The sequence below is a fragment of the Rhodococcus sp. SG20037 genome (genome assembly GCF_031763325.1).
In the GTDB taxonomy this organism is placed as follows: Bacteria; Actinomycetota; Actinomycetes; order Mycobacteriales; family Mycobacteriaceae; genus Rhodococcus_F; species Rhodococcus_F qingshengii.
On sequence record NZ_CP134497.1, the window covers coordinates 5,134,045 to 5,157,327 of the forward strand.

Below are 23,283 nucleotides of genomic sequence, written 5' to 3' on the forward strand. Positions count from 1 at the left end.
CGCCGTGTCAAGACACAGGTCAGGTCGAGGCACGGCGACAGCTCGCTCGATACAGGCGACAGCTCGCCCGCTACAGTGATGCTTCCATCTGAAGTGACCTCACCCCATTTGAATTGCAGGACATCTCTGGAGGCGAGCAGTGTCTGACGAGCGCGGGACCGTATTGATCACCGGTGTCGGTCGGAGCAAGTCGATCGGAGCGAGCCTCGCATTGGGCCTTGCCGAGGATGGTTGGGATCTGGCTATCGGCTACTGGGAGCCTTACGACGAACGCGTCGGGTTCGGGCGCGGAGCGCACGATCCGCAAGACATTGCCGAGAAGTGTCGCGCACTCGGAAGCCGTGTCGACCTCGTTCCCGGAGATCTGGCCTCGCCCGACGTGGCCGATCAGCTCGTTGACGCTGCCGCAGCGCGGAACGACCTCCGTGGGCTGGTGCTCTCACATTGCGAAAGCGTCGACAGCTCGATCCTCGATACCACCGTCGAGAGCTGGGAACGACATTTCGCCGTCAACGCTCGCGCCTCCTGGCTGCTGATCAAAGCGTTCGCTGAACGGCTTCCGGAACAGCGCGACGTCAGTCAGGTGGCCGGGCGGATCATCGCACTCACCAGCGACCATGCGGCCCACAATCTTCCGTACGGGGCCAGCAAGGGCGCTCTCGACCGCATCGTCATCGCCGCCGCAGTCGAACTTGGATCACGCGGCATACGAGCCAACGTCGTCAACCCAGGACCTATCGACACAGGATGGATGACACCCGAGATCAGACAGGCCACAACCCTCCAGACTCCTGCCGGCCGGCTGGGTACTCCCGGCGACACTGCAAACCTCGTTCGGTTTCTGATGTCCGACGCCGGAGGCTGGATTACGGGACAACTCCTTCACTCCAACGGCGGATTCAGTACGAACTGAGCCTTGGCCGGACTCAATTCAGGCTTTGTAGGTCGGTAGCGTCTGGCCGAGCCTCTTACCCATTTCGGCAGCCAAAGCCGCGAGCCCGCTGGCCGGACGCACCATGACCTCGAAATCGACGATCTTGCCGTCCTCGTCGAATTCGACCATGTCGATTCCCTTGAGACTTTTATCGCCGATGTTCGCACTGAATTCGAGCACGACCTGCCGACCGTTGGCTCCGGCGAACTGACGGTGGTACTCGAAGTTCTCGAACACCTGGATCACCGTATTGAGAATGAGCACAACGGCATCCGCGGACTGGTACGGCTTGAATCCCGTGGGCGATCGGAACTGCGCGTCGGGCGCGACGATCGTCGGTAGCGCCGACAGATCGCCGGTTTCGATCATGGTGTGCCACAACTTCAGTGCAGCTTCGACTTTCGGTTCGAGCGTCAATTCCGTGCTCATGCTTCTACCCTTCCCTCGACGTTACCTGCCGCTTGATCTACCGGCACTTGACTTGCGACGGACCACGCACTCAACACAGTTCGCACCCCGGTCACGAGTTGCAACGGCTGATCGATCATGACGTGATGTCCGGCTTCGGGAATCTCCGCCACGATGGCCTCCGGTCCGAACAATCCGCGCATGTGCTCCATGAGTCGATCGGACACGATGCCGTTCTCAGCTCGGAAATAGGCTACGCGGCAACGTGGTTCGCTGTCGAGAACATCTTCGGCGCCTACTCGGAGAAAGAAATTCGGATCGAACTTCCACGACCAACCGCCCTCGACTTCCTCCATCGACGTGGCCGCCACATGGTCACGCACCGCAGGCAGACCCGAATCCTGCGGCGGAACGAAGCGGAAACGGCCCATCGCGTCTTCCCCGGTGGGATAAACCTTCTTGGGGCCGAACGCATTCTGGCGTCGAGCCGCCTCCTCTTCGGGCGTACGCGCCTTGAGCGGAGAATCGATGATGACAACCCCGTCCAACAGTTCGCCATGCAGATGCGAGGCCACGAAAGAAACAATCCCACCCATACTGTGCCCCACCAGAATCGGCTTGCCGTCGATTCCCCCTGCCTCGGCCGCCGCCAGCACCTCGCGAGCCCACTGGGACATCGCGTAGGCGTCGCGAGTGTCACTGTCGCCGTGGCCCGTCAAGTCGAGAGCGACGACGCGGCGCCCCTCGGCGAACTGCGGCGCAATGTGATCCCACCAGCGACTGTGGGCTGCGCCGCCGTGAATCAGCACGATTCCCGGCCCCGCCGGCCCCCAAGCCCGAAAGTGCACCGAGGCACCCTCGACCTCCACCGACCCCGTCTCGACCGGCGCTGCCAACGCCCGAGTGAACCAACCAGGCGCGTCTTCGACCACATTGCTCATCGATCGAACATACATAGTCGTCAATCGGTTCATCCAACTCTTCCCAGTTCGTGATCCATCACCTATATTGAATCCGGCCTCAAGTTCAATTCGTTTCGCCGAAGGGGAGAGATGACCAACCGCCAAGTACGCCTCGCCGCCCGCCCGACAGGACTTCCCGACGCTTCCACCTGGGAATACGTCGATGCCGAGATCCCGTCCGCCGGACCGGGCGAGTTTGTCGTCAAGGTCGAATACCTCTCCCTCGACCCCGCGATGCGCGGTTGGCTCAACGACGTCAAGTCGTACGTTCCGCCGGTCAAGCTCGGTTCCGTCATGCGCGCCCACGGCGTCGGACGCATCACCGAATCACAGCACCCCGATTACCAGGTCGGGGACATCGTGGCCGGATCCTTCGGCGCTTCCGAGTACGGCGTTTCCGACGGTACAGACGTCACTCGGGTCGACGAATCGATCGCTCCCCTGCCGACCTGGCTCGGCGCTCTCGGTTTCCCCGGCGTCACTGCGTATTTCGGATTACTCGACGTCGGAAAGCTGAAAGACGGTGACACCGTCGTCGTGTCCGGTGCCGCGGGTGCGGTCGGCAGTCTGGTCGGCCAGATCGCAAAGCTTCACGGATGCAAGGTCATCGGCATCGCCGGCGGTCCGGAGAAGTGCGCGTGGCTCACCGAGGACCTCGGCTTCGATGTCGCCATCGACTACAAGAACGAATCCGTATACAAGGCGCTCAAGTCCCACGCTCCCGACGGTATCGACGTGTACTTCGACAACGTCGGCGGAGAAATTCTCGACGCCGCTCTCTCCCGTCTGCGCCTCGGCGCTCGGGTGGTCATCTGCGGCGCCATCGCGGGCTACAACGCCACCGAACCTCAGCCAGGCCCTGCTCACTACCTGTCACTTCTCGTCAACCGCGCCACGATGGCCGGCTTCGTGGTCTTCGACTACCTCGATCGCTACGCAGAAGCACAAGAGCAGATCGGAAAGTGGATCAAGAGTGGCGAATTGACTGCTCGCGAGCACGTCGTCGACGGCGGTATCGACGCGTTCGGCGACAGCCTCAATCTTCTCTTCGCCGGAGCGAACACCGGAAAGCTGGTCTTGAAGGTCAGCTGAGTCGGCCACACACGCAGATCGGCCACCGGTATTCCGGTGGCCGATTCGCTTGGGTCAACTGACTCCGGACGGAGTGGGAACGCTGTCCTCCCCCAACCGCGGCGGGGCCGACCGATAGGTTGCCGGCGTGCCGCTCATCCGAATCGGATTGGCTACCTGCCGAGTCGGTGCATCGCGACGCGGGTCGTCGATGGACACCACCGGATCGAGATTCAGCCGTTCCGCCAGCGCTATCGCGTCGGCGATGTCGTTGAGAGGCCCACACGGAACACCTCGCTCGGTCAGTGCCTCGAACCACGAGTCCGCAGAGCCCTTGGCCAATGCAGCAGTGACGGCGTCGAACAGTTCTTCTCGATGCGCAACCCTGTCGCTGTTGGACGCGAAACGCGCATCAGCGGCAAGTTCGGAAACTCCGAGAACCTCTGTCAACGAACTGAATTGCCGATCATTGCCGACCGCGAGGACCAGCGGACGGTCCGCGGTGTCGAATACCTCGTATGGTGCGATGCTCGGATGCCGGTTGCCCATTGCCTGCGGCACCACGCCCGCGGCCACGTAGCCGGACGACTGGTTGGCCAGTGCGGACAGCAACGAGGACAACAGATTGACCTCGACGTGCTGCCCTTCGCCTGTGCGATCGCGATGGCGCAGCGCTGCAAGGATTCCCACGCTGGCATGCAGGCCGGTGATGACGTCGACCACCGCGACACCGACCTTGGTGGGAGTCTTGGGATCGGGTCCGGTGATACTCATCAATCCGCCGACCGCCTGAATCAACAGGTCGTATCCCGGCAGAGAGTTGTTGCCACCGAAGCCGCTGATCGAGCAGTAGACCGCACGCGGATTCATTTCTCGGACAGCGTCGTAGCCCAGCCCCAGACGGTCCATCGTTCCCGGCAGGAAGTTCTGCACCACGACGTCCGCATTGCGAACCAGCTCGCGTGCACTCTCCAGATCCTCGCGCTCGCGCAGGTCCAGAGTGACCGACTTCTTGTTGCGGTTCACCGACAGAAAGTAGCTCGACTCGTCCCCCACCCACGGTGGGCCCCAGCTGCGAGTGTCGTCCCCGACACCCGGCCGCTCGATCTTGACGACCTCGGCACCCAGGTCGGCGAGAATCATCGTGGCGTACGGACCGGCGAGGACGCGGCCGAAATCAGCGATCACCAACCCGTCGAGCGCTCCGACAGCGTCTGCCGTCACCGGAAAGCTTCTTCACCGGTGAGAGCGCGGCCGATCACGAGCTGGTGAACCTCGGACGTGCCCTCGTAGGTGAGAACGGATTCGAGGTTGTTGGCGTGCCGGATCACGGGGTACTCGAGCGTGATGCCGTTGGCGCCCAGAATGGTTCGGCATTCACGGGCGATCTTGATGGCCTCGCGGACATTGTTGAGCTTGCCGGTGCTGACCTGCTCGGGGCGAACCGTCCCGGCGTCCTTGAGGCGCCCGAGGTGGATGGCGAGCAACTGCCCCTTGCCCAATTCGACTGCCATGTCGGCGATCTTGGCCTGGGTGATCTGATACGCGGCGAGCGACTTGTCGAAGACCTTGCGATCACGTGCATATGAGATCGCAGTCTCGAGGCAGTCACGTGCTGCACCCATTGCCCCGAAGATGATGCCGAAGCGTGCCTCGTTGAGGCAGCCGAGCGGGCCGGACAGTCCGCGAGCCTTGGGCAGCATCGCCGAGGCAGGCAGACGCACGTCCTCGAGCACCAGTTCCGAGGTGACCGACGCCCGGAGCGACATCTTGTTCTTGATCTCGGGGGCGGAGAATCCCGGAGTGTCGGTGGGAACGACAAATCCGCGCACGCCGTCGTCGGTTCGAGCCCAGACCACGGCGACGTCCGCGATGGAGCCGTTGGTGATCCACATCTTGGTGCCGTTGAGGATCCAGTCGTCGCCGTCGCGTTTGGCGTTGGTTCGCATACCGCCGGGGTTGGATCCGAAATCGGGTTCCGTGAGACCGAAGCAGCCGATGGCTTCACCCGCCGCCATTCGCGGGAGCCATTCTTCCTTCTGCTCTTCACTTCCGTTGTGGTGGATCGCGAACATGGCGAGCGAGCCCTGGACCGAGACGAGGCTGCGAATGCCCGAATCGACAGCTTCGAGTTCCTGGCAGGCCAACCCGTACGCCGTGGCGCTCATCCCGGCACAGCCGTAGCCCTCGAGGTGCATGCCCAGTACGCCGAGCGCGCCCAGTTCCTTTGCCAGCTCACGAGCCGGCAGTGCTGCCGCTTCGAACCATTCACCTACGTGCGGGCGAATGCGATCGTCGACCATCTTGCGGACCGTGTCGCGGATCGCGTTCTCCTCGGCGTCCAGCAGGGTGTCGATGGCAAAAAGCTCGGACAGGGACTGCGGCGTGGTCACGGGGCCTCCAGTGTTCTCGGGCGCAATCCTTTGCGAGAACGATTGCGCAATCGTTTGCATCGCCTAGAGTAGAGCCCGGTTGCGCACCCGTCAATCCCCGAACTGCCGACCGACACCGAACCAACTCAGAACCGACGCAGACCAGGAGCCACGACGCAGATGACGCCCGATCCGTCGAACCGCAGCAACGGCCGTCCGCCGACGCTGCGCGAAATCGCCGACCAGGCCGGGGTCCACATCTCGACGGCGTCGCGGGTCCTCCGTCAGCCCGAGCCCGCCGACGGTTGGTCCGACTCCGCACTCCGAGTTCGTCAGGTTGCCGAGGAACTCGGTTACCAACCGAACCTGTGGGCGGCCAGCCTGCGTACCCGCAAGACCACCACTATCGGCGTCGTGATGCCGAGACTGACAGACGTTGTAGTGGCCACCATGTTCCAAGGCATCGAGGAAGCCGCCACCGCAGCCGGGTACTCCGTCTTGCTCTCCAGCCCGCCCGACGATCTGGAAGCGCAACGCAAAGCGGTCGAGTTCCTGGTGAGCCGACAGGTCGACGGTCTCATGCTGAGCAGCATCCACCTGCCGGGTACCGATTTCGTCGACTCGCTCCCCCTGCGCTCACTGCCGATCCTGCTGCTGAACCGGCACATCGACTCGGCGACGTCATCCGTCAACCGAAGCCTTCCCTTTGTCAGCGGCGACGACCGCCTCGGCGGCTACCTCGCGGGGAGGCATCTACTGGACTGCGGCTATCGCGATCTCGGAGTGATCGCGGGGCCGGATCACGCCAGCACGTCGCGGGAACGCGTCGCGGGTTTCCGCGACGCCCTGACCGAAGCCGGTCTGGAACTGCCGCCGAACCGAATAGTGGCGTCCGAGTTCGAAGTTCAAGGGGGCGTCGATGCGGCGGCCACGCTGCTCAGCGGGAACACGCGCCCTGACGCCGTTTTCACGGTGAGCGACACCATCGCGATCGGCGTACTCGGTGTGGCCCGTGATCTCGGGTTGAGCATTCCCGACAATCTTGCGTTGGTCGGCTACAACGACATTCCGGTTGTCTCCCAACTCCCGGTGCCCCTGACGACGGTCAGGTCCCCCGCTCGAAAGATCGGTGCGACCGGGCTCGAGCACCTACTCGCACTGATCTCCGGCAAGAACGTCGAATCCGTGAAACTTCCCGTCGAACTGATCGCGCGAGCCTCCACCAGAAAGCCTGCCAGTCACAAACTCTGAGCAGCTACCAGACCTGAGATTCGTCGATGCCCAACTGTCGCGCGTAACCGGAGTTGAGTGCGTCCCAGCCGTACTCGCGCGCCCGTTCACCCACGATCGGCCCGAAGGGCTCGCCTGCCAGAAGGGCATCGAGTACGTCGAAGCACAGATGCCACCCCGCAGCGAGCGCCGACGCCATCCCCTCGGCGCGCGACCTCTGCGTCAGCACGACGCGGGTACCGCCTTCGATCGGGGTCAGGTCCCACACCAATTCGTCCGGGCCCCACTCGTGTTCGAGCCGCCGAGTGGTCTCCACGACGTGAACGGTGACCGGCAGCGACATTTCGGGGGCGCCGTCCTCGGTGAGCATGGTGATCACCGCATCACCGGTACGGCTCAGATTCCGATCGGCGGTGTACGGCGTCCATTGCGCCAACATCTCCGGGTCGGTGATCGCCTCCCACACCTTCTCGACGGAATACGGCAGCACCCGAGGAAAGCTGACGACTGTGTCGTCACCGTCGACGCTCACCGTGACGTCGGACAGGGCACTGGGCTGATACGGCTGGGCACTCATGGTTCGATCTCACCAGGAACCACCGACACGGGCAACCGCCCGCTCGGCGTTCAGAACGCAAACACCGCCGATGCGGCCGCGACTGTCTCCTCCACCACCGGAAATTTCACCACGGACAAGTCGTGTCGAGCTCCTTCGAACTCCACCAGACGCGTCGCGGCGGGAATCAAGGCGAGTGCTGCCCGCATCTCCTCCGTTGTCGCGAACTCGTCCTTCGATCCGTGGACGACAACGGTCGGTGTGTTCAGGTCGGGCAGGTGTTCGGTTCTGAGCTTCTCGGGCTTCTTCGGTGGATGCAGTGGATAGGAGAGTAGGACCAGGCCGTCGGCAAGTCCCGGGTTCTCCACCGCAAGCATCGACGCCTGCCGACCGCCGTACGAATGTCCGCCGAGCAGAACGGGTCCGGGCACCGAGTAGTCCTTGCGAACAGCAGCAATCACCTCGGCAATGCCCGCGCGATCCTCTGCAGCACGCGACGGATGCGGAGGCCCCGAAGCTCGACGCACCCGAAACGCGAGATCGAAGCGCAGAACTTGCACTCCTGCCGCAGCAAAGCCGTCGGCAACAGCACGCAACAGCACGGTGTCGCAGTTACTTCCCGCGCCGTGAGTCAGTGCAAGCGTGGCGACGGGCGACGCGAAGGACACAGATGCAGGTCGATGAAGGAAACCGTGCACCGCACCTTCGTCGACCGTTTCGACAGTAGTCATGGACGCATCCTTGTCCGGCCCGCTCGGGCCTGTTCGACCGCGGCAGTCATGCTGCCCTCGTAAACCGGACCGTGTCCGGGAAACAGCACGCCGGCAGGTGCAGCGGCGATATTGTCCAACGCCTGGTCGGTCGCTTCACGGTCATGATTGAAGGGGCACACCAGAAACTGTGGTCCGGCGACGCTCGACGTCGCGTGTCCGGTCACCAGAGCGTCACCCGACGCGATCACTCCTGCGTCGGGAACAAGGTAAGCGCTGTGGCCGTCGGTATGCCCATGAGTGGGAATCGGCACGATCCGACCGGGAACGTCCAGCGCACCACCGGACGCAAAGGACTGTGCCCGAGGCAGTTCCGCACCTTTCAACGCGCCGACTCCGATCACGTCGCGAAGCCATTTCGGAGCACCTCGCCGCCACAACAGCAACGGAACTCCGGCCGGCGACAACTGTTGCAGATACTCCCTCTTCGCATGAGGCACTTCCAACGGATCCATCAGGACCGGAACTTCGAGCCGAGTCACGATGTCCGCGATCCCACCGATGTGATCGATGTGCGCGTGAGTGACGAGAATTGCCCGAACATCCCCGAGCTGGTGACCGATCTGTTCGATCGAGCGTTCGACGTCGGTGCCGTTGGCCGGATATCCGCCGTCGATCAAGGTCAGATCGGACCCCTCTTCGACCAGGACCCAATTGGCGTGACCGCACCGAACCAGATGTGTGTTCTCGATCTGCGTGATCGACAGTGCCGCAGTAGTCATGCTTGGTAGTCTGCGCCACGTGTCGGAATCCGTGAAGCAGGCCAGCAGCCGCAGCATTCGAGATCGCGCCGAAGCATCCTTGGTGGCAGCCGCATTCGCACTGCCCAGCGCGGTGAAACGTCGAATCACCGGACCACCCGTCGTCATCGAGGGCAACACGCTCGACGCCGACGCACACCTTCTGCTCACGCTCGCGAGGACGCGGCCACTCCCCTCGCATTCAGCCGATCCCCAGTCACTCGCCGCTGCTCGCGCCAATCTCACCCGAACCGCGATCATGATGGGCGGCAGGCCCACGCCCGTCCACACCGAGGAGATCTCCGTTTCGGGTGCCGACGGCCCGCTTCGCGCCCGGCTCTACGTCCCGACAGCCGACACCGGCGCTCTGCTCGTCTACTTCCACGGCGGCGGGTGGGTACAGGGCAGCATCGAATCCCACGATGCCCCGTGCCGCCTGTTGGCCGAAACCTCCGGCGCACGGGTCATCTCGGTCGACTACCGGCTCTCACCCGAATTCGCTTTCCCCACACCGGTACACGATGCCTACGCCGCCTACCTCGATATCGTCGACCGCGCCGACGAGTTCTGCGCAGACCCGACGCGCATCGCTGTCGGGGGCGACAGCGCGGGCGGGCATCTTTCCGCAACGGTCGCGCTGCGTGCCCGCGACGACGGCAAGACCCCACCGGCGGCGCAGCTGTTGATCTACCCCGCGACCGACTTTCACGAGAAGGCCCCCTCGCGAACGACGTTCGGTGAAGGTTTCTTCCTGACCGAGGCCAACATGAACTTCTACGAGTCCAGCTTCCTCGGCAGCAATGCCGATCGACTCGATCCGATGGTGTCGCCGCTACGCGCCCCCGACGCGACCGGACTGCCGCCGGCCATCGTGATCACGGCGGGATTCGATCCACTCCGGGACGAAGGCGAAGCCTACGCAGCTCGATTGCGCGACAACGGTGTTCACGTGACCGATCGACGCTATCGCGGGTTCATCCACGGCTTCGTCAACGTTCTGGGACCGAGCGTGGGTTCGCGCACCGCCGTCGCCGAGATCGGCGGAATGCTCCGCGTTCTACTCACCCACCCAGCAAAATCTCCCGCAACGTATCCACCAGCGGATCAACCGGCAGCTCAGGGCTGATCGCACGCTGTAGCCCCAAACCGATTCCGACGCTGAGTATGCGCAGTGCCGCGGCGTTCGGGTCCAGTGCCGGCGTCACGCCGTTGGACTCGGCAAGATGTTGCACCACTCCGGCAATCAATCCGCGCACCTGATCGGCACCCGTCGCGATCTTTTCGCGGATCTCTTCGCTGTGCCGCGATCGCACCGAGAACTCGACTTCGAGCAACGTCCATCTCTTGTCCCCGATGGTTCGCTCGGCCCATCGCGCGAACTCGGCCACCGCGTCGTCGAGCGTCGAATTGGCTCCGAGCTGTGAGGTGATCTCGCCGACCTTGGTCAACCTGATTCGGCCGAGCACCTCGGCGCACAACTCGTCCTTGTTCTTGAAGTTCGAGTACACCGCACCTTTGGAATAACCGGCATCCTCGGCGATCTGATCGAGCGACGCGGCGGCGTACCCGCGATCGAGGAAATGTTCGACGGCCGTCGCCAACAAGGTCTCGCGGGTCATCGCCTGCGCTTCCTGCCTGGTCAATCGCGCCATCGGAACCTCCTCGCGGTTCTGAGTATCGAGATTCCAACGGTAGCCGAATACCGGAAGCGCACCGCAGGCGCACTCCCGAAACCCAAATTTGGGGTACCCACGTTATTCAGATACTGATAGTCTCCGAAATATGACTTCAGAAGTGACCGGCACCACCGCGCCCGGGTCCGGACGACACAGCGCGCCTAGACGGGGATTGGCAATCGGATGCGGCGGCACCCTCGGGTTCGCCTGGACCGTTGCTGCCCTCGCCTCGGTTCGGGACGCCCTCGACTGGGATCCCCGCGAAGCCACCGCCATCATCGGCACGTCCGCCGGAGCCGAGTTCGTGACAATGCTCGGCAGCGGAGTCGGCGTCGACGAGTTGGTAGCCATGCAACTCGGAGAGCCCGCCGCACGTCCCGAACTCCTCGCCCACACAGCATCGGCGCCCGGAAGAATCCCGCCACTTCCGAGTTTAGGGATCGGCAATCCACGACTGGTGACGCGTCGAGATCTTCCCGTTCTGAGCCGGATGAGCGGTATCGCACCGCGTGGTGGCGGCGACCCGTCCTGGCTCACCACGCTCGCCGAATCTCTTGCCCCTGGCGATTCGTGGCTCCCACATCCGTGCGCGTACATGGTATCCATGGACTACAGAACCGGGCGACGGGTCGCGTTCGGGGCACAGGGGGCTCCGAAAGCGACAGTCGGTGAAGCGCTTCGAGCGTCTTGGGCGATTCCCGGCTGGTTCCCACCTGTCACCATCGACGGCGTCAGGTACATCGACGGCGGCGCGGCGTCCACGGCATCGGTAGACCTCCTGCTCCCCCTCGAACTCGACGAGCTGGTTGTACTGGCGCCCATGGCATCTCGAACACTGAAGCCGGCGCGCGGCGCCGCCCGTATCGAACGCGGCGCCCTGCGGAACTCCATGTCCAAGGGCCTCGACCGGGAAATCGAACTGGTGCGCGCTGCGGGAACCAGGGTCTTGCGCATAGACGCCACCGACGACGATCTCGCCGTCATGGGCGCCAACTTCATGGACGGCCGACGGCGGCTCGCCACCTTCGAATCATCCCTACGTACAACACGTGCGAGCGTGAAACGCGAACTCGATGCGCGCCCGTTCCACTCCACCCCGTCCCACCAGTGAAAGCGCAGACTCAGTGAACAACAGAACTGACCACTTCGAGGTCGTGATCATCGGTGGCGGGATCTCCGGGATCGGTGCAGCAATTCACCTGCAGCGCCTCGGGATCGACAATTTTGTCCTGCTCGAGAAAGCGGACTCCCTCGGCGGCACCTGGCGCGCCAACACCTATCCCGGTTGCGCCTGCGACGTCCCGTCCGGCCTGTACTCGTATTCCTTTGCCGCCAATCCGGATTGGACCCGACTGTTCGCGGAGCAGCCGGAGATCCGCGAGTACATCGAGGACACGGCCGTCCGCCACGGGGTCGACAAGCACGTTCGCTTCGGGGTCGAAATGCTCTCCGCACAGTGGGACGCATCGCAATCACTCTGGAAAATCACAACTTCCAGCGGTGAACTCACTGCTCGTTTCGTGATAGCCGCCGCCGGCCCGTGGAACGAACCCTTGACGCCGGCGATCCCCGGGCTGGAAACGTTCGAGGGCGAGGTGTTTCATTCCTCGCAGTGGAATCACGACTACGACTTGATCGGAAAGCGCGTCGCCGTCGTAGGTACCGGCGCTTCCGCAGTCCAATTCGTGCCGCGCATCGTCTCCGACGTGTCCGCCCTTCACCTTTACCAACGCACCGCTCAATGGGTCCTTCCCAAACCCGATCACTACGTACCGCGGATCGAAAGGTCCGTCATGCGATTCGTACCGGGAGCGCACAAGGCTCTACGCAGCATCGAATACGGAATCATGGAAGCGCTTGGATTGGGGTTCCGCTATCCGTGGATCCTGCGTATCGTGCAGAAACTCGGGTCGGCCCAATTGCGCTTGCAGGTGCGCGATCCGAAGCTACGCAAGGCGCTGACTCCCGACTACACCCTCGGTTGCAAGCGACTACTCATGTCGAACTCGTACTACCCGGCCCTCGGCAGACCCAACGTGACCGTCCATGCCAACGCAGTCGAAGAGATCCACGGCAACACCGTGATCGGAGCCGACGGAGTGGAATCGGAAGTGGACGCGATCATCTTCGGAACGGGCTTCCACATCCTCGACATGCCCATTGCATCAAAGGTATTCGACGGAGAAGGTCGATCACTTGACGATCATTGGCAGGGAAGCCCGCGGGCGTACTTCGGTTCCGCCGTCAGCGGATTCCCCAACGCGTTCATTCTGCTGGGCCCGAGCCTCGGCACCGGACACACGTCGGCCTTCATGATTCTGGAAGCCCAACTGAACTATGTGGCACAGGCGATCGGCCACGCTCGTCGGCACGGCTGGAAAACCATCGACGTGCGCCCGGAAGTACAGGCAGCCTTCAACTCTCAAGTTCAGGAGGCATTGGGTACCACGGTCTACAACGCCGGTGGTTGCGAAAGCTATTTCTTCGACGTCAACGGCCGCAACAGCTTCAACTGGCCGTGGTCGTCAGGAGCCATGCGTCGACGGCTACGGGCCTTCGATCCATACGCCTACAACCACACGCTGTCCGACAACCCTGCGTCAGACGACACCGCCGCTGAGCCCACCACCACCCCCGAACCGGAGTACACCACATGAGCCTTTTCGGCACCACCTACCCGCCGATCGATCTCGACGGAGCAGTCGTCGTCATCTCCGGAGGTGGCCGCGGAATCGGCCGGGCCACAGCGGAGTTGTTCGCAGCTCGCGGCGCACTCGTCTGCGTCGGCGACCTCGACGAGGAGACGGCCGTCGACACCGCCGCATCCATCGGCGCACGGGCCCGCGGGTACGCTCTGGACGTCACCTCACGCGAATCCTGGGATGTGTTCGTCTCCACAGTGATCGGCGAATTCGGTCACATCGACATTCTGGTCAACAATGCGGGCGTGATGCCGCTCGGCAGCTTCCTCGACGAGTCCGACGCCACCAGTCGAGTAACCCTCGACGTCAATGTCTGGGGCCCGATTCACGGGATGCGCACCGTGCTGCCCGGCATGGTGGATCGGCGACGCGGCCACGTCGTCAACATCGCATCCATGGCAGGCAAGCTACCGGTGCCAGGAATGGCCGTGTACAACGCAAGCAAGTTCGGTGCGGTGGGCCTTTCCGCCTCTGCTCGTGTCGAATTCGCAGATTCCGGCGTCAGCGTCAGCGCCATCCTGCCCAGCGCGGTGCGCACCGGGCTCTCCTCCGGTGTGCCACTCGGAAAGGGCATGCCGACGGTTGAACCCGAGGTCGTGGCCAAAGCTGTCGTCGACACGGTCGCGCACCGGCGAGCCGAAACTACTGTTCCGCGTTACCTTGCGGGCTGGGACCTCATCGACGCTGTAGTACCCGAATGGATGATAAACATCGGACGCCGGGTGATCGACGATCGCCGCGCGCTGACATCGGTAGATCCGAACGGGCGTGCGGACTACGAAAAGCGAGTGGCACGTCAGGCCGAAAACGAGGAGCACGATCGGAGATGAAGCGGGTAGTTTCGTGGCCATGTACATCCGCCGCGAAACTTCTTCCGACCGTGACGCAATCTATTCACTGCTCGGGGCGGCGTTTGCCGACCAAGCGCCGCCCGGCGAGTCTCCCTACGAGATCGAACTGACACGTCAGCTCTTCGCCTCGAACGACTACTTACCGAAGTTGTCCCTTGTCGCCGTCGCCGGTGATGAGATCGTTGGTTTCGTAATCGGAACACGCGGATGGGTCGGTCCCGTTGAGGCGGTTGGCCTCGGCCCGTTGGCAGTCACACCGGACAACCAACGCAGCGGCGTCGGTTCGGCGCTGATGCACGCGGTGATCGGTGCGTCCGACGCTCTGGACGTGCCACTGCTCGCCCTCCTGGGCAGCACCGAGTACTACCCGCAGTTCGGGTTCGTCACCAGCACGGACGCCGGGATCGAGTCTCCGGAAGCCGAGTGGGGCGAGCACTTTCAGATCAGGACCCTCACCACGCACCGCCCCGATCAGACGGGGAAGTTTTCATACGCAACGCCTTTCGGGGTCGCTTGACCCTCAGCGCGATGTAAGAGTTCTTTGACATCCAGCGCACGTAGACCTACGCTCAGGCATGTCAAAGAACTCTTACACCTGGGAGGCTTCATGAGCACCACGGCACGGTGGAGCCTGATCATCGGTATCGGCGTCGCAGCAACGCTAGCCTTCAGCTTTTTTGCAGCATTGACCGCCGATGATCGGAAGACGTTGGCCTTCATCGTCTTCGCAATCGTCATGGCACCGGCTTGTATCGGGTCGGCGTGGGCCCTTTTTCCATCGGAGAACGACAAGGCCCCCGCCTACCCCGAGGACACCGTCGAAACAGAATGGAGTCGCAAGGCCGGCTTCGGCGCGTTCACCGACTTGATCACTGCCATGGGGATCGCGCTGATCGCGCACAATGTCTTCGGCGCTCCCGAACTGCCGCTCGTAATGTTTACAGCCCTCGGTCTGGCCGACTTCGGAATCCGGTACTGGGCAGTGTCGAGGGACCGCACCCCACATTCGAGATCTGACGAGATCTGATGCGCAACAACCTTCAAGAACTTCGTACGGCAGCCGGATTGTCACAGCAAGCGTGCGCCGACGCGCTCGGCATCACACGCCAGACCGTCATCTCGATCGAGAAGGGACACTTCGACCCGCGTCTGTCACTGGCGTTCCGAATCGCCGAATACTTCGACAAACGCGTAGACGACATTTTCTCCAGCTGACGCCGACTCGAACTGACGGAAGATCAGTCGAGCTGCGGTTTCAGTCGAGCTGCGGTTTCAGTCGAACAGAGTTGGCGCACCGTTTTCGTCGTTCCCGTCTTCGACGGCCGTTGCCTTCTTGCCCGAGCCCTTGCGGACGACGGTCAACGTCGTCGTTCGACGCGACAACCTGTGCCCGTCACTGTGTTCGAGCAGCGCCATCCCCTGGCGAACTTCGACTACCGTCCACGGACCCGCATGGCCGGCTGCCTGCACGAGGTCACCGGACTCCACCTCAGTTGCCATGACCACTCCTTGTTCGTCGTGTCCTGCACGTTCTCCTTCCTATTATCGACGCGGCCACCTGGTAGTCGACGCGCAGGGTACCTACGCTGCAGCTGCAACCTTGACCGCATGGCCGACTTCGGCTCGGAATGCCGCGTATTCGGGTGAGCCTCGGAGATCGTCGGGATCGACGCCGGTTCGTGGCAGATCGATTTTCAGGTCGAGCGCGACCTTGCCCGGACGGCTTGTCAGAACTACGACGCGGGAGCCGAGAAAGGCCGCCTCGTCGGCACTGTGAGTGACGAAGACACTTGTTCGCCCCGATTCGGCACTGACACTGCGCAGGTCCTCCTGCAGACGCTCGCGAGTGAGGGCGTCCAGCGCGGCAAAGGGTTCGTCCAACAGGAGCAACGACGTTTCGGCCGCCAAGGCACGAGCAATTGCCACCCGCTGCTGCTGCCCGCCGGAGATTTCCCAGATACGCCGGTCCGCAGTGCCGACCAGACCGACGCGGTCGAGAAGCTCGTCACGCCTTTGCCCGCGTTCGCTCTTCGCAACGCCGGCGTATTTGAGTGCCAGATCGATGTTGCCGCCCACCGATTTCCACGGAAAGAGCCGTGGCTGCTGAAACACCACTCCCGCACTCGACCCGGGAATCGGGTCGGATCCGGAGACCTGAACCGTTCCACTGGAAGGATTTTCGAAACCCGCGATCAGGCGCAGCAATGTGCTCTTGCCGCAACCCGACGCTCCGACGAGAACCAGAAACTCACCAGGTGTGACGTCGATCGATACGGGCCCGAGTGCCGTGACGGACTCTCGACCGTGGCCGTACCTGTGCGAGACGGTGTCGATTCGGATCGCGCCCGGGCGGTCGGGGGCGAATCCTCCCGAGGCCTGCTGTGCGGTCACGCTACTGGTCAAGGACATCGGGAAGCCCCTTCACATAGAGAGCATTCTGAAAGACCGCCAGATCAGGCACACTGTCGATCTGCTTCTGCTCGGCCAGGAATTGCGCTGCACTCTGCAGGTTCACTGCCAGATTCCCGGGAGCGCCCTCGGTGCCCAACCATTCCGGCGAGGAGATCTGCTCCGGAGTGAGGAACACACCCTGTTTCAACTGCGCTGCCGCGTCGTCCTTCGAGGCGCCTAATTGTGCGGCAACAGCTTCCGCTGCCGCGTTCGGATCAGTGGCGATCGTCGTGAGCGCGCGGGCCTGAACCTGGCGCCAGGTGTCGACGATCTCGGGGTGATCCTTGGCAAACGCAGTCGACACCACACCAAGATCGAGTGTCGGCTTTCCTGCTGTCGCGAGCTCACGGCTGGCGATCAACTGTGTTCCGTCCTTACGGAGTTCGTCGAGCGTGGGCAGCCAGGTGTAGACGGCATCGATGTCACCGCGCTGCCAGGCTGCGAGGGATGCTTGCGGCTGGAGATCCACCAACTGGACGTCGTCGGCACTGAGTCCGGCCTGGTTCAGCGATGCCAGCAGACTGTAGTGCGCGGTCGAGGAGAATGCCGTGGCCACTTTCTTGCCGCGCAGATCTGCGACGGTCTTGATTCCGGTTGCGTTGCGCGCCACCAGGGCTTCGTTGTCGCCGGCCACGTCGAGAACAAACGCGACCTGGTACGGAATGTTCAGCGGTGCCGAGAGGCCACGAGCAACCGGGCTCGAACCGATTGCGCCGAAATCGATTTCACCGGCGATGAAGGCGGTGTTGATGTCGGCTCCCGAATCGAACTTCGTCCACTTCACGTTGTATTCGGGCAGCGCGTCTTCGAGCCAGCGATTGTTCTTGACGATCAAGTCGCCGCTCGGGAACGACTGGTAAGCGATACGGATTGTTTCCTTGGACGAATCCTGGCCCGAATGATCCACTGAGCACGCACCGAGAACAAGGGCAAGGACGCCGATCAGCACCGTGAACGCCGTCCGGGAAGCCCTTCCTTCATTGCGCGTCGAATTACTGCTGCGCTTCAGATTGCTGCTGGCGTGTTTCTGATTGTCAGTCATACTTTTCCCCTCCAGGGAACGGCGCGGCGCTCTGCAGCCCGCAGCAGTCCGTCGATGATCAGGCCGGAGAATCCGATGGCAAAGATCCCCACCAGCACGACCGGCGTGTTGTTGTAATTGCTTGCATCCTTGACCATTCCGCCGATTCCGGGGATGCCGTTGAACAGTTCGGCCGCGACCACCGACGAGTACGCCATACCCACCGACAGCCGAATGCCCGTGAAAGTTTCCGGTAAGGCCGACGGGACGACGACGTCCCGGATCACCTGCGCCCGTGAGGCTCCCAGGGCCCTGGCCGCTTCGACCAGTCCGACCGGCGCCGCGACCACAGCAGCTGTGGTGGCCACCGCTGCCGGCGGAAGAGCAGCGAGCGCCAGCAATGTAATCTTCGGCGCCTCGTCGATTCCCAGCCAGATCACCAGCAGGAAGAAATACGCCAGGGGCGGCAGTGCGCGCAGGAACGTCAACCACGGTTCGAGCAGGCTCCGCAGCCATGTCACCGATCCCATGGCCAAACCGAGGATCACGCCCAATCCGACGCCGATGATCACACCGACCAGCACCCGTCGCAGCGTCATGTAGAGGTGCTCCCAGAGCAGGTAGCCCTGGTAGCCGCGCACTCCGTCGTGCGTGGTCATCGTGTTGACGAAGGCATGCCAGACCGTGCTCGGGAACGGCACGAAGGTCTCACTCCAGGTGCCGCTCGCGGCAGCGACCTGCCACAGGGCCAAGAATGCGATCACGGAAAGCACCGGCAGTCCGACAGTGGTCGCACTCGAAGTCCACGGCCGACGCGGCTCACGGTTCGGTTCCGTGACTGATGTTGGTTCTATTGCTTCGACAGGAGTCGACATCGCTGTTCTTCCTCGACGTACGGAAAATTCCGGCACACATGCAGCAACGGGCGCATATGCAGGGGCGAAGGCGCACAGAGCGGCGCCATTCTCACTCAGGAGAGTCGGAAGGAATCAACAGCAACAGCAGTTGGCACCAAGACGGCACAGGTCGACGGCGATGCGTCGTGTCAGTGGCGTCGAGGGCATGGGGGTAATTACTACCTGTGTCTGCAATTACCCGCAAATGCGGGGGAAATAGGCGTCAGTCGGCCAAGCGAACCGACAGCGAATACATGAGCGGGATCTCGGGTCGTCCGGCCGGGACTCCCCAACGCTTGCCGCCGAGTTCAGCCATCTCCTCGAATCCTTGCCAACCGTTGGCGTACGGGTACTCGTCGAAGGACTCGAGCGTCAATCCGGCGCGCCGCAAAGCTCCTAGCACTTCGGAAATGGACCAGTTGAATTCACATGAGGGGAAAGGATTTTCGAAGTTCTCGACTCCGTTTCCCTCAGCGCCTGGCAAGATGAGATCGGCCGAATCTGCCACGTAGTCGCCCACGCCACGGGGTTCGGTCACGGGAGTCCCGCCTCCGTACGGGTATGTCAGCGACCACTTCTCGTCGAAACACATGGCAAACGGATGAAACTCCACCAGAACGAATCGACCGTTCGGCGCCAGAACACCGGCAATCCCCTCGGCCCACTCGTCGAGATCGGGTAACCAGATCACCGTTCCGTACGAAGAAAAGACTCGGTCGAACTTTCTCTGGCCAGCGGCAGCAGCGCGGAGCCACGCAGATACATCGGCACGCTCGAAATCGGCGGCAATATCGGATTCCGCGGACAAGGTTCGGGCGAAGTCGATCGCGGAATCCGCGATGTCGACGCCGGTCACCGCGGCACCGAGAGCGGCCAAACTCAACGAATCCTGACCGGAATTGCACTGCAGATGAAGAATCGAGGAGCCGTCGATCTCGCCGAGCAGCGCCAGTTCTTCCGGATACAAGGTCGACCCGCCGTTGCGAAAGAACTGTGCCTGGTCTCCTTTGTGACTGTTGTGAGCGACGGTCGCCGCATTCCACGACAACCGATTCATCTCCGCTGCATCCATCACTACTGCATCCACCTCTACTGCATCCACTTCTCGACCCACAACAAGTCCGCCCGAGTTCACCACGTCCCCGGTCACGTCGGCAATCGATTTACTGGGCCGGAAACCTATCCGAACGAAGATGCAACAGGTTACAGTTTTTCGACGGACCATCGAAGGAGAACCAGTGCGCTACGGACTCAGCCTGTTCACCAGTGATCGCGGCATCCGCCCTGCCGATGCAGCAAAGGCTGCGGAGGCGAATGGATTCGACGCCTTTTACGTTCCGGAGCACACTCACATCCCCGTCTCGAGGGATTCCGATCACCCCGGAACCCAGTCGGCCGAATTGCCCGACGACCGTTACATGCGCACACTCGACCCCTGGGTTGCCCTCGGCACCGCCGCGTCGGTCACGAACACCATCCGATTGGGCACCTCCGTGGCCCTCCCCCTCGAACACGATCCGATCACTCTCGCGAAAACCATCGCATCGCTGGACCATCTTTCCGGCGGACGCGTGGTCTTCGGCGTCGGATTCGGCTGGAATGCAGAGGAACTCGCCGACCACGGCGTACCGCCCAACAAACGCCGGACCGCACTCCGCGAGTATCTCGAAGCCATGGGCGAACTGTGGTCGAAGGAAGAAGCGTCGTACGACGGCCAATTCGTGAAGTACGGACCCAGCTGGGCGTGGCCCAAACCAGTTCAGAAGCCCCGTCCTCCCATCCTCTTGGGCGGCGGCGGCAACGAGAAGACTTTCAAGTGGATCGCAAAGTCTGCCGACGGGTGGATCACCACACCCATCGAGCAGGAGATCGACGGAAACGTGGAACTGCTCCGAAAGATCTGGGCCGAAGCAGGTAGAGTCGGCGAGCCTGAAATAACCGTCCTGGCAGGCAAACCCGATTCGGAGAAGCTCGCCCACTGGGAAGACATCGGTGTCACCGAAGCAATGTTCGGCACTCCGGACAAGAGCCCCGACGAGGTTGTCGGATACATGGAACGTCTGGCAGCCAAGCTCGGACGGTGAGGTCCGCCACAGCATCTTGACCTCAACTGCACTCGAGGTTTTAACGTCGGTATTGCACAAGACAGTGCAACGGCAGCAAAACCCGAGACAGAAGAGGGGCGAGGAGTGACCACAAAACTGGTTGGCACCCAATCTGTTTCGGACGACTCTGTTGATGCGGAGCCGTCCATCCGAAACTCCTTCGTCGAGGCGTTCCGGAACCATCCCGCCGGCGTCTCGATCATCACCGCAACGGGCGATGACGGCCCGGCCGGCATCACGTCATCGTCGGTGATCTCGATCAGCGCCGATCCTGCAGTTCTGGCGTTTTCACTGCAGTCGTTGCGAGGCTCTGCGAGCGTCATCGCTTCCGCCCGCAGTTTTGTTGTTCACCTGGCAAATTCGGCGAACGAACGACTGGCTTCCACGTTCGCAACCCGCGGCGCTGTGCGCTTCGGAGACGATATGCCCTGGTCGTTTCTCTCGACGGGTGAACCGTTCCTACATGGGACAGGCCACGCCCTGCGTGCGGTTCCCTTGAATGCCACTACATGTGGCGCCGCAGTGATCGTCACTGCACGCGTCGTCGACGTCATCGATCCGCAGCACATGTCAGCGCCGCTCGTCTATCACAATCGAACCTATCGGAATCTCTCGACTCACAACATTTCCTCAAAGGAAGGCATGTCACATGACTGAATACGTTCTCCCCGAACTGGATTACGACTACGCCGCTCTCGAACCGCACATCTCCGGCGAGATCATGGAACTGCACCACAGCAAGCACCACGCCACGTACGTGGCGGGCGCCAACAGCGCAATCGAGCAGTTGGCTGCTGCGCGCGAAGACGGCACGATCACCGCGAAGGCGCCGCTGCTCAGCAAGAACCTCGCCTTCCACCTCGGCGGCCACACCAATCACTCCATCTTCTGGAAGAACCTCTCCCCCAACGGCGGTGAGCGGCCAGAGGGCGAGTTGGCAGCCGCAATCGACGAGCACTTCGGCACCTTCGACGCATTCGTCAACCACTTCTCCGCTGTAGCAACCACTTTGCAGGGGTCCGGCTGGGCGGTACTGGCCTACGACACGGTCGGGCAGCGCCTGGTCATCGAGCAGCTCACCGACCAGCAAGGCAACATCAGCATCGGTATCGTTCCGTTGCTCATGCTCGACATGTGGGAGCACGCTTTCTACCTGCAGTACAAGAACGTCAAGGCCGACTACGTGAAGGCCTACTGGAACGTCATCAACTGGGAAGACGTTGCACAGCGATACGCGACGGCCACAGCGGCGACGGGCTTGATCGTCCCCGCCTGATCGTCCCCACCCGATCACTGCCATATCACCCCGATCAGCCCAGCTCGGCACGGTGGCTCCGTTGCCGAGCTGGGTTTTTACACCCCCGAGATCGATGTATGTGAAGGCAGGTAACATACACCGAGCGCGGCTGACTCGGCCGTCCGCCGATTCGACTCCGAGGGGAACCAGTGCTCGATATCAGTGGTTTGATCGCGACGTGGCGTCCGACGCTGGACACCGCAGCACGCAATGCATGGGGACTCTCGTTCGGCGACGGTGTCGAGAAGACCGAACGCACCCCGTCCGTACTGATCAGCGAAGGTCCACACCGCGATCTGTATCGCTTCGGCGCATTGTGGAGGCCAAGAGGTAATCCGGTTCTCCTCGTACCGCCCCTCGCGGTTTCAGCCGACTGTTACGACCTTCGTGCGGGCCAAAGCCTCGCCGCGCACCTACTGGATGGGGCGAACACGCCCTACCTCCTCGACTACGGGACCATGCGGTACTCCGACCGCGGGATGGGTTTCGAGGCCTGGGTCGACGACATCATCCCGGAAGCGATCCGTACGATCTCGGACCTACATGACGGCGCACCGGTTTCGCTGATCGGGTGGAGCCTCGGCGGGACCATGTCTCTGCTCACGGGCTCCGCTCACTCCGACCTGCCGATCGCATCGATCACGGCAATCGGAACGCCAATCGATTACACGAAGATTCCCGCTATCAGCCCCTTGAGGCTGATCGGCAAATACACGGGCGACACCCCACTCACGTCCGCGACCAATCTTGTCGGCGGACTACCTGCTCCACTCGTTCAGGCGAGTTACAAGGTGACGGCGTTGCAGCGCGAAGTTCTCAAGCCATGGTTCATCATGCGCAACCTCCACAACACCGAGACACTGGCTCGCATGGAATCGATAGACAAGTTCATGGCAGCCATGCCTGGATACCCTGGCAAGGCTTTTCAGCAGATCTGCGAACAACTCATGCTCGGCAACAATCTCTACAACGACGCCGTCACGCTTGCCGGACGCGAGATCAAACTGTCAGCTCTGAGCGTTCCCGTTCTCGCGATCGGCGGCACCACTGACGTGATTGCACCCATCGCTTCGGTGGAAGCAATCACGTCGGTCCTCACCGGCGCGCCGTCGGTCCGGTTCGAGAAGGCGCCGGGAAGTCACCTCGGGCTCGTTGCCGGCCCCACCGCGAGAGACTCCACCTGGGCGCACATCGACGAATTCTTGAAAGAGAATGCACCGCAGTTGGTTTCGACCAGCTAA

At 62.4% G+C, this 23,283-nt stretch carries 27 protein-coding genes; 14 read left to right on the forward strand and 13 right to left on the reverse strand.

From position 1 onward, the window contains the following. Positions 1-139 precede the first annotated feature (139 nt). Positions 140-913: an SDR family oxidoreductase gene (locus RHP72_RS23515; RefSeq protein ID WP_208690271.1), complete on the forward strand. Its 774-nt coding sequence runs from the start codon at positions 140-142 to the stop codon at positions 911-913. Between the two features lie 18 nt (positions 914-931). Here RHP72_RS23515 and RHP72_RS23520 read toward each other — a convergent pair whose 3' ends face one another. Next, a complete protein-coding gene (locus RHP72_RS23520) occupies positions 932-1,363 on the reverse strand; it encodes a nuclear transport factor 2 family protein (RefSeq protein WP_003940510.1) in 432 nt (143 codons plus the stop codon). Further along, a complete protein-coding gene (locus RHP72_RS23525; RefSeq protein ID WP_208690270.1) occupies positions 1,360-2,283 on the reverse strand; it encodes an alpha/beta fold hydrolase in 924 nt (307 codons plus the stop codon). The genes RHP72_RS23520 and RHP72_RS23525 overlap by 4 nt, the downstream gene beginning before the upstream one ends. Positions 2,284-2,394: 111 nt before the next feature. Here RHP72_RS23525 and RHP72_RS23530 point away from each other — a divergent pair, with 111 nt between their 5' ends. Then, complete coding sequence (locus tag RHP72_RS23530) at positions 2,395-3,396, forward strand: NADP-dependent oxidoreductase (RefSeq protein WP_208690269.1); 1,002 nt, start codon at positions 2,395-2,397, stop codon at positions 3,394-3,396. 54 nt (positions 3,397-3,450) lie between these two features. Here RHP72_RS23530 and RHP72_RS23535 read toward each other — a convergent pair whose 3' ends face one another. Beyond that, positions 3,451-4,599 carry a CaiB/BaiF CoA-transferase family protein gene (locus RHP72_RS23535; protein WP_003939934.1) on the reverse strand — a complete coding sequence of 383 codons (1,149 nt, stop codon included), beginning with the start codon at positions 4,597-4,599 and terminating at the stop codon, positions 3,451-3,453. Next, positions 4,596-5,768, reverse strand: coding sequence for an acyl-CoA dehydrogenase family protein (locus RHP72_RS23540; protein ID WP_311093890.1), 1,173 nt, complete (start codon positions 5,766-5,768; stop codon positions 4,596-4,598). Before RHP72_RS23540 ends, RHP72_RS23535 begins: the two co-directional genes overlap by 4 nt. A 159-nt stretch (positions 5,769-5,927) precedes the next feature. Between RHP72_RS23540 and RHP72_RS23545 the strand changes: the two genes are divergently transcribed. Next, positions 5,928-6,998 (forward strand): LacI family DNA-binding transcriptional regulator, encoded by a 1,071-nt coding sequence (locus RHP72_RS23545; RefSeq protein ID WP_285182049.1) that lies wholly within the window; start codon positions 5,928-5,930, stop codon positions 6,996-6,998. A 4-nt stretch (positions 6,999-7,002) separates the two neighbouring features. On the opposite strand, the gene RHP72_RS23550 is transcribed toward RHP72_RS23545, so the two are convergent. From RHP72_RS23550 to RHP72_RS23560, 3 genes are read right to left on the reverse strand one after another with little or no spacing between them, the layout of a single operon-like run. Further along, positions 7,003-7,554, reverse strand: a complete 552-nt coding sequence (locus RHP72_RS23550; protein WP_003940599.1) for an SRPBCC family protein — start codon at positions 7,552-7,554, stop codon at positions 7,003-7,005. 50 nt (positions 7,555-7,604) lie between these two features. Then, on the reverse strand, positions 7,605-8,264 hold the full coding sequence (locus RHP72_RS23555) for an alpha/beta fold hydrolase (protein ID WP_311093891.1): 660 nt from the start codon (positions 8,262-8,264) through the stop codon (positions 7,605-7,607). Then, positions 8,261-9,025 (reverse strand): MBL fold metallo-hydrolase, encoded by a 765-nt coding sequence (locus RHP72_RS23560; protein ID WP_003940355.1) that lies wholly within the window; start codon positions 9,023-9,025, stop codon positions 8,261-8,263. The genes RHP72_RS23555 and RHP72_RS23560 overlap by 4 nt, the downstream gene beginning before the upstream one ends. Positions 9,026-9,044: 19 nt before the next feature. On the opposite strand from RHP72_RS23560, the gene RHP72_RS23565 reads away from it, so the two are divergent. Then, the gene (locus RHP72_RS23565) at positions 9,045-10,169 is read left to right on the forward strand and encodes an alpha/beta hydrolase (protein WP_256519831.1); all 1,125 of its coding nucleotides are present in this window, start codon (positions 9,045-9,047) and stop codon (positions 10,167-10,169) included. Here the strand turns inward: RHP72_RS23565 and RHP72_RS23570 are convergent. Continuing rightward, positions 10,105-10,695, reverse strand: coding sequence for a TetR/AcrR family transcriptional regulator (locus RHP72_RS23570; protein WP_030535226.1), 591 nt, complete (start codon positions 10,693-10,695; stop codon positions 10,105-10,107). The genes RHP72_RS23565 and RHP72_RS23570 overlap by 65 nt on opposite strands. A gap of 130 nt (positions 10,696-10,825) precedes the next feature. Here RHP72_RS23570 and RHP72_RS23575 point away from each other — a divergent pair, with 130 nt between their 5' ends. The 6 genes from RHP72_RS23575 to RHP72_RS23600 all read left to right on the forward strand — a co-directional run bounded on the left by RHP72_RS23575 (position 10,826) and on the right by RHP72_RS23600 (position 15,487). Further along, on the forward strand, positions 10,826-11,830 hold the full coding sequence (locus tag RHP72_RS23575) for a patatin-like phospholipase family protein (RefSeq protein WP_042451435.1): 1,005 nt from the start codon (positions 10,826-10,828) through the stop codon (positions 11,828-11,830). 13 nt (positions 11,831-11,843) lie between these two features. Next, complete coding sequence (locus RHP72_RS23580; protein ID WP_311093892.1) at positions 11,844-13,376, forward strand: NAD(P)/FAD-dependent oxidoreductase; 1,533 nt, start codon at positions 11,844-11,846, stop codon at positions 13,374-13,376. Further along, positions 13,373-14,251, forward strand: coding sequence for an SDR family oxidoreductase (locus RHP72_RS23585; protein ID WP_007733788.1), 879 nt, complete (start codon positions 13,373-13,375; stop codon positions 14,249-14,251). The genes RHP72_RS23580 and RHP72_RS23585 overlap by 4 nt, the downstream gene beginning before the upstream one ends. A gap of 19 nt (positions 14,252-14,270) precedes the next feature. Then, positions 14,271-14,789 carry a GNAT family N-acetyltransferase gene (locus RHP72_RS23590; RefSeq protein ID WP_064073442.1) on the forward strand — a complete coding sequence of 173 codons (519 nt, stop codon included), beginning with the start codon at positions 14,271-14,273 and terminating at the stop codon, positions 14,787-14,789. A gap of 90 nt (positions 14,790-14,879) precedes the next feature. After that, positions 14,880-15,299, forward strand: a complete 420-nt coding sequence (locus RHP72_RS23595; protein ID WP_030535224.1) for a hypothetical protein — start codon at positions 14,880-14,882, stop codon at positions 15,297-15,299. Next, a complete protein-coding gene (locus tag RHP72_RS23600) occupies positions 15,299-15,487 on the forward strand; it encodes a helix-turn-helix transcriptional regulator (RefSeq protein WP_003940277.1) in 189 nt (62 codons plus the stop codon). The genes RHP72_RS23595 and RHP72_RS23600 overlap by 1 nt, the downstream gene beginning before the upstream one ends. Before the next feature lie 57 nt (positions 15,488-15,544). On the opposite strand, the gene RHP72_RS23605 is transcribed toward RHP72_RS23600, so the two are convergent. The 5 genes from RHP72_RS23605 to RHP72_RS23625 form a co-directional block, all read right to left on the reverse strand. Continuing rightward, complete coding sequence (locus tag RHP72_RS23605; protein WP_172403438.1) at positions 15,545-15,772, reverse strand: hypothetical protein; 228 nt, start codon at positions 15,770-15,772, stop codon at positions 15,545-15,547. A gap of 81 nt (positions 15,773-15,853) precedes the next feature. Beyond that, positions 15,854-16,681, reverse strand: a complete 828-nt coding sequence (locus RHP72_RS23610; RefSeq protein WP_081558371.1) for an ABC transporter ATP-binding protein — start codon at positions 16,679-16,681, stop codon at positions 15,854-15,856. Beyond that, the gene (locus tag RHP72_RS23615; RefSeq protein ID WP_063315833.1) at positions 16,665-17,765 is read right to left on the reverse strand and encodes a glycine betaine ABC transporter substrate-binding protein; all 1,101 of its coding nucleotides are present in this window, start codon (positions 17,763-17,765) and stop codon (positions 16,665-16,667) included. Before RHP72_RS23615 ends, RHP72_RS23610 begins: the two co-directional genes overlap by 17 nt. Beyond that, entirely contained in the window at positions 17,762-18,619 is an 858-nt protein-coding gene (locus RHP72_RS23620; protein WP_003939782.1) for an ABC transporter permease, read from the reverse strand. Before RHP72_RS23620 ends, RHP72_RS23615 begins: the two co-directional genes overlap by 4 nt. 244 nt (positions 18,620-18,863) lie before the next feature. Further along, positions 18,864-19,790, reverse strand: coding sequence for a bifunctional 2-polyprenyl-6-hydroxyphenol methylase/3-demethylubiquinol 3-O-methyltransferase UbiG (locus tag RHP72_RS23625; protein WP_003940163.1), 927 nt, complete (start codon positions 19,788-19,790; stop codon positions 18,864-18,866). 88 nt (positions 19,791-19,878) lie between these two features. Here RHP72_RS23625 and RHP72_RS23630 point away from each other — a divergent pair, with 88 nt between their 5' ends. The 4 genes from RHP72_RS23630 to RHP72_RS23645 all read left to right on the forward strand — a co-directional run bounded on the left by RHP72_RS23630 (position 19,879) and on the right by RHP72_RS23645 (position 23,283). Continuing rightward, complete coding sequence (locus RHP72_RS23630; RefSeq protein WP_050654799.1) at positions 19,879-20,724, forward strand: LLM class F420-dependent oxidoreductase; 846 nt, start codon at positions 19,879-19,881, stop codon at positions 20,722-20,724. Positions 20,725-20,829: 105 nt separating this feature from the next. Then, positions 20,830-21,402: a flavin reductase family protein gene (locus tag RHP72_RS23635; protein WP_042451450.1), complete on the forward strand. Its 573-nt coding sequence runs from the start codon at positions 20,830-20,832 to the stop codon at positions 21,400-21,402. Further along, positions 21,395-22,021, forward strand: coding sequence for a superoxide dismutase (locus tag RHP72_RS23640; protein ID WP_030535220.1), 627 nt, complete (start codon positions 21,395-21,397; stop codon positions 22,019-22,021). The genes RHP72_RS23635 and RHP72_RS23640 overlap by 8 nt, the downstream gene beginning before the upstream one ends. A 170-nt stretch (positions 22,022-22,191) precedes the next feature. Further along, positions 22,192-23,283 carry an alpha/beta fold hydrolase gene (locus RHP72_RS23645; protein ID WP_007733778.1) on the forward strand — a complete coding sequence of 364 codons (1,092 nt, stop codon included), beginning with the start codon at positions 22,192-22,194 and terminating at the stop codon, positions 23,281-23,283.

Bases quoted from the DNA above. Each gene is read 5' to 3' on its own strand.
- RHP72_RS23545 (WP_285182049.1), top strand. From the start codon at position 5,928: ATGACGCCCGATCCGTCGAACCGCAGCAACGGCCGTCCGCCGACGCTG.
- RHP72_RS23590 (WP_064073442.1), top strand. From the start codon at position 14,271: ATGTACATCCGCCGCGAAACTTCTTCCGACCGTGACGCAATCTATTCA.
- RHP72_RS23575 (WP_042451435.1), top strand. From the start codon at position 10,826: ATGACTTCAGAAGTGACCGGCACCACCGCGCCCGGGTCCGGACGACAC.
- RHP72_RS23520 (WP_003940510.1), bottom strand. From the start codon at position 1,363: ATGAGCACGGAATTGACGCTCGAACCGAAAGTCGAAGCTGCACTGAAG.
- RHP72_RS23525 (WP_208690270.1), bottom strand. From the start codon at position 2,283: ATGAGCAATGTGGTCGAAGACGCGCCTGGTTGGTTCACTCGGGCGTTG.
- RHP72_RS23570 (WP_030535226.1), bottom strand. From the start codon at position 10,695: ATGGCGCGATTGACCAGGCAGGAAGCGCAGGCGATGACCCGCGAGACC.
- RHP72_RS23620 (WP_003939782.1), bottom strand. From the start codon at position 18,619: ATGTCGACTCCTGTCGAAGCAATAGAACCAACATCAGTCACGGAACCG.
- RHP72_RS23600 (WP_003940277.1), top strand. From the start codon at position 15,299: ATGCGCAACAACCTTCAAGAACTTCGTACGGCAGCCGGATTGTCACAG.
- RHP72_RS23550 (WP_003940599.1), bottom strand. From the start codon at position 7,554: ATGAGTGCCCAGCCGTATCAGCCCAGTGCCCTGTCCGACGTCACGGTG.
- RHP72_RS23560 (WP_003940355.1), bottom strand. From the start codon at position 9,025: ATGACTACTGCGGCACTGTCGATCACGCAGATCGAGAACACACATCTG.
- RHP72_RS23530 (WP_208690269.1), top strand. From the start codon at position 2,395: ATGACCAACCGCCAAGTACGCCTCGCCGCCCGCCCGACAGGACTTCCC.
- RHP72_RS23605 (WP_172403438.1), bottom strand. From the start codon at position 15,772: ATGGCAACTGAGGTGGAGTCCGGTGACCTCGTGCAGGCAGCCGGCCAT.
- RHP72_RS23610 (WP_081558371.1), bottom strand. From the start codon at position 16,681: ATGTCCTTGACCAGTAGCGTGACCGCACAGCAGGCCTCGGGAGGATTC.
- RHP72_RS23585 (WP_007733788.1), top strand. From the start codon at position 13,373: ATGAGCCTTTTCGGCACCACCTACCCGCCGATCGATCTCGACGGAGCA.
- RHP72_RS23640 (WP_030535220.1), top strand. From the start codon at position 21,395: ATGACTGAATACGTTCTCCCCGAACTGGATTACGACTACGCCGCTCTC.
- RHP72_RS23595 (WP_030535224.1), top strand. From the start codon at position 14,880: ATGAGCACCACGGCACGGTGGAGCCTGATCATCGGTATCGGCGTCGCA.
- RHP72_RS23555 (WP_311093891.1), bottom strand. From the start codon at position 8,264: ATGACTACTGTCGAAACGGTCGACGAAGGTGCGGTGCACGGTTTCCTT.
- RHP72_RS23615 (WP_063315833.1), bottom strand. From the start codon at position 17,765: ATGACTGACAATCAGAAACACGCCAGCAGCAATCTGAAGCGCAGCAGT.